The sequence below is a fragment of the Anaerophilus nitritigenes genome (genome assembly GCF_004138215.1).
GTDB classification, from domain to species: Bacteria; Bacillota; Clostridia; order Peptostreptococcales; family Thermotaleaceae; genus Anaerophilus; species Anaerophilus nitritogenes.
Genome location: NZ_RYYS01000045.1, coordinates 1 through 4,424 on the forward strand (window position 1 = coordinate 1; position 4,424 = coordinate 4,424).

Below are 4,424 nucleotides of genomic sequence, written 5' to 3' on the forward strand. Positions count from 1 at the left end.
TGTGTTTTGTATTTAAAAAATAACAAAATATTGTTTTTGCAATTCTTCATGATTTCAATAATTATTTCAACTTTATTAGGAACCATAATTAAGTAGATTCTATTTATACATGTGTTTTTGATAATGCATAGGAGATTATAGTGTATGAATCAACTTCTTAAGGAAAAATTTACTTTCAATTTATATTAAATAGCGCGACCAATTTAGACAAGTTTTTTTTACGGCATATGTTAAGCTACAAATAATTAAACATAATAATTATTGTGGATGAATAAAGGTAATACTATGAATTCGAAAATTTTTACAAAAACATTATAATTGAGTTCTATGAAAAGGAGGTGAAATCATGGGAGAATACGATTATTGCTATCAAAATTCTTCTTAAGAAAGAGACAAAATCTACAAGATTTTAAGGGGCTATGGAATTTTGGTACATTTCATTTATGATTAGATATGAACATATATTAAAAAAAGAGAGGATTGTGTTTAACATGTTTAAAAAAAATTTTCTATTGATTTTTACAATTGCTAGTTTATTGATAATGAATACTAATATCGTATTTGCAAACAACCCTTTATCTAACAAAATTTACTATGAAAATGGTCCGATTATAATGGAAAATGAACCTCATGGCAATCCAACACCATCCATTGATGGAAGGATTGGTGGAAGTAATATAGGATATTACGAAGAAGTTATCTCAACTACACTAGTAGAAAGAAATAAGTTTATTGCTTGGCACCCAGATTTTAAAAAGTATAATTACAATGTAAGTGCTTATAATTTTTCAAATTCTTCTAGTTCAATAAGTATAGGATTGAGTTGGGGAGTGGCTTCTGTAAGTTACAATCCATCAAGTGGCTCAGGCTATTCCATAAGTGCAGATCCTTCAAAATGGTCAAGACCTGCAATCTATGGAGATGAATATAAAATAACTTATAAAGCAGGCTATAAAAACAATCTTACAGGTAAATGGACTAAAGAACCTCAAATAAAGAATAGAAGCAAAGTTGAAAATTCATATATTAAAATATGCTATAAATAATAAAAATGATTAATAAAAATAATATGAAAATAATATTTATTGTTTTATTTTCTTTATGCATAATTGCAATAATCAATAAAAATAATTATTCTAATTATAAGTATTTGTATTGGAATGATCAATATTATTATATTACATATGAACCAGTCCGAGATGAAGAGGTTGGTAATTTTTTAGGAAGAGTAAAAAACAAAAATGGATTTAAAAAAGGATTAAACAAAAATGGAGATTCTAATTTTTTAGATATTGATACAAGAATATTTTCGTTAAAAAAGTTTAGTCATAATGAATTATGTGTTGAAATGTTAGAAGACAATATAAAAAATTACTATAAAATCTACTTAATAAAGGAAGTTAAGTAGTTATAATTAATTGAAAAAATATTATAATACAAAAAAATATTATGATACAAAATGATAGAACAACCTCCATCTATAAAACCTACATTTTCGAAATAGATTTTAGAAGATTATTATTTCAAAATGAAACAGGATTTGCAAGTGCACTTACAAGTGTCGTTATGGTTGTTTTAACTTTTAGCTTAGTAGATATTTGACATCATAGGAGATTATAGCAAAGTCATAAAATTCGCAAGTTCATGTCGCAAACGAAATATTTTCATTTCATTTAAGATTTCCATTGCTTAAAATTCGGAACAATTATTGAGAATTTATGACGCATTCTATGACTTTGTTTATTTTTATTTTTAATTTAATATAGTAATTTCAATTCTTCTATTATTAGACCTTCCAGTAGAAGTCTTATTTGTATCAATAGGCTTTCTTTCTCCAAAACCACTTACAGAAATTCTATTTTCATCAATTCCTTTTTTTTCTGTAAGAAATTTTACTACATGAATGGCACGAGCTACAGACAATTCCCAATTAGAAGGGAATTCTTTTGTACGAATAGGAAGATTATCTGTAAATCCTTCTACAATAATATCATTGTCTATATTTTTAAGTTTTTCCCCTATATAATCTAATACTTCATATCCATCCTTTGAGATATCTGCTTTTGCACTAGGAAATAAAATACTGTCTCTAAAGCGAATGACAAGCCCTTTTTCATTTTCAAGGATTTTTACTTGATCTAGTAGATTGTTTTTTCTTAAAAAGGCTATGAAATCTTCTTTAGAAGTTACTACATCTTTTTCAATATCAGCAAGACCAAAGAGTTTTTGAGCTAAAGAATTTCTCTCTTCTTTTAATTTTTCATTTTCAGAAGTTAAATGAGATACTTTTTTAGAAAGAGAATTTTTCATTTCTGTAAGCATACTCATTTCTTGTGCATTGAGACTAAAGAATATAATAAAAAAACAAAGAATGATAGTGATCATATCACTATAGGTAATAAGCCAATTTGTAGAAAGGTCTGTTTCGTATTGATCTTTATCATCCTCCATATTCTTCACCTACACTTTCTAGTGGTTTTCTAGGATATATTAGTCTTTTATCTTCTTTTAACATAACATTCATTTTATCAAATACATTTCTTGCCGTATCGTTTTGAGCAATGAGTAAAATACCCTCCATGATGATTCTATATTGTAAAATATTTTGATCAATATATTCTTTCATTCTTCCCATCAATGGAACTGCCATGAAATTTGCAATCAAACTTCCATAAAGGGTACTAATAAGAGCAGATGCCATATTGCTCATAATCATATCTGTTTGATGAATATTAGACAAAAGACCAACCATTCCTAAAAGAGTTCCAATAAGTCCAAAAGAAGGAGATACATGTGCAATCATTTTTAATACATTATGAGGTTTATAAAAATTTGATTTTCTTGATTCAATATCTTTTTCCATAATTTCTCTCATGACTTCTGGTTTTTTATAGTCATTTAAAAGAATCATAGCATCTCTTAAAAAAATATTTTCTTCTAAGTCAATATCTGATTGAATAGATAAAACACCATCTTTCTTTATTTTTACACTTAAATCATAAACCTTATAAATAGAAAGTTCATAATCTAACTCGTCTACAAAGCTTTTTTTGATCATTTGAATGGTATGAAGCAAAGTGTCAAATGAAAAACTTACAATAACTGATAGAAAAATACCAGCCAAAATAATTTCTAAAGCTGTAATATTAATAAAAGCTTTAAATGTAATACTTCCTATTACTGCATGAATGAGTAGTAAAATAAGAAATATAATAATAGGAAACTTCATATTTTTTATATTCATAAAATTCCTCCAAAAAATAAAATGATACGACAATTTTATCATAAATTTTCAAAATAAAGGGAAGTAATTTTTGGATTAGGTCTATGGGACTAGGTTGCATATGGTATAAGATTTAGATAAAATGTTTTGAGAAATGTTTATAGATAGGAGGACTATATGGAACTTAAAAAAATAAAAGGAAATACTTATTGTATTTTATCAGGGACAAATGTAGGTATATTTTTATTTAAAGACAAATATACACTCTTAATAGATACAGGAAATAATAATCAACAAGCAAGGAAAAATTGTGAAATATTAGTACAAAACAATATGAATATAAAATATGTTTTAAGTACCCATCATCATATAGATCATGCAGGAGGAAATTATTTTTTAAAAGAAAATTATCCAGGAAGTATTATGCATTCTTCTTTGAAAGAGAAGGTATATATAGAAAATGAAGAGCTCTTTAGTATGAATCTTTATGGGGCAAGCCCAATTAAGCCATTGAAAAAAGATTTTATTCATGGAAAAGATGTTTCGATAGATATCATCTTGCAAGAAGGAATAGAAAAAATAAATAATGAAAAGTTTGAAATCATTTCTTTACCAGGGCATACAAAAGGTCAAATTGGTGTAGGAACAAAAGATGGAGTATTTTTTCTAGCAGATTCTTTAATGAGTGAAGAGATACTTAATAAATATAAAATGCCTTTTCTAATGGATATAAAAGATCAAATGAATACATATGACAAAATCCTTTCCTTACATTATGAGTATTATCTTTTAAGTCATGGAAAGGATCTATACAACAAAGAACAAATAAAAAAACTAGTTCAAGAGAATAAGGAGAATTTGATAAAATATATAGAGATTTGTAAAGAACTTTTAGCTCAACCTAAAACTAGAGAAGAACTTTTAGAAGAAGTGATTGTTTTAGAAGATTTACAAGTAGATTTTAAAGAATACTATTTTTTACATACTACGATAGGAGCGATTCTAACTTATTTGTGTGAAGAGGAACTTTCTTATGAAATAGAAAATGGAAAGCTTTATTTTTATAAATAAATGAAAACAGAGAAGAGTTCTCTCCCTTTCAGACTTAAGATAAACTATATTTTAGCAAAGTCATAAAAATTAGTGACGTTTTTTAAGCAACGGAAATCTTGAATGAAATGAAAAGATTTCGTTGGCGCCA

5 protein-coding genes are annotated in these 4,424 nt (G+C 26.3%); 3 read left to right on the forward strand and 2 right to left on the reverse strand.

The window, feature by feature from the left end:
- Positions 1-491 precede the first annotated feature (491 nt).
- Positions 492-1,046, forward strand: coding sequence for a hypothetical protein (locus EK368_RS07450; protein WP_129598039.1), 555 nt, complete (start codon positions 492-494; stop codon positions 1,044-1,046).
- A 23-nt stretch (positions 1,047-1,069) separates the two neighbouring features.
- Positions 1,070-1,408, forward strand: a complete 339-nt coding sequence (locus EK368_RS07455; protein WP_129598041.1) for a hypothetical protein — start codon at positions 1,070-1,072, stop codon at positions 1,406-1,408.
- A 344-nt stretch (positions 1,409-1,752) separates the two neighbouring features.
- Here the strand turns inward: EK368_RS07455 and EK368_RS07460 are convergent, their stop codons facing one another.
- Complete coding sequence (locus EK368_RS07460) at positions 1,753-2,451, reverse strand: OmpA/MotB family protein (protein ID WP_129598043.1); 699 nt, start codon at positions 2,449-2,451, stop codon at positions 1,753-1,755.
- Entirely contained in the window at positions 2,441-3,244 is an 804-nt protein-coding gene (locus EK368_RS07465) for a motility protein A (protein ID WP_165000367.1), read from the reverse strand. Before EK368_RS07465 ends, EK368_RS07460 begins: the two co-directional genes overlap by 11 nt.
- Positions 3,245-3,400: 156 nt before the next feature.
- On the opposite strand from EK368_RS07465, the gene EK368_RS07470 reads away from it, so the two are divergent.
- Positions 3,401-4,294 carry an MBL fold metallo-hydrolase gene (locus EK368_RS07470; RefSeq protein WP_129598048.1) on the forward strand — a complete coding sequence of 298 codons (894 nt, stop codon included), beginning with the start codon at positions 3,401-3,403 and terminating at the stop codon, positions 4,292-4,294.
- Positions 4,295-4,424 lie beyond the last annotated feature (130 nt).

Excerpts from the sequence above, each read along its gene's own strand:
- EK368_RS07465 (WP_165000367.1), bottom strand. The coding sequence starts at position 3,244 with ATGAATATAAAAAATATGAAGTTTCCTATTATTATATTTCTTATTTTA.
- EK368_RS07460 (WP_129598043.1), bottom strand. The coding sequence starts at position 2,451 with ATGGAGGATGATAAAGATCAATACGAAACAGACCTTTCTACAAATTGG.
- EK368_RS07470 (WP_129598048.1), top strand. The coding sequence starts at position 3,401 with ATGGAACTTAAAAAAATAAAAGGAAATACTTATTGTATTTTATCAGGG.
- EK368_RS07450 (WP_129598039.1), top strand. The coding sequence starts at position 492 with ATGTTTAAAAAAAATTTTCTATTGATTTTTACAATTGCTAGTTTATTG.
- EK368_RS07455 (WP_129598041.1), top strand. The coding sequence starts at position 1,070 with ATGAAAATAATATTTATTGTTTTATTTTCTTTATGCATAATTGCAATA.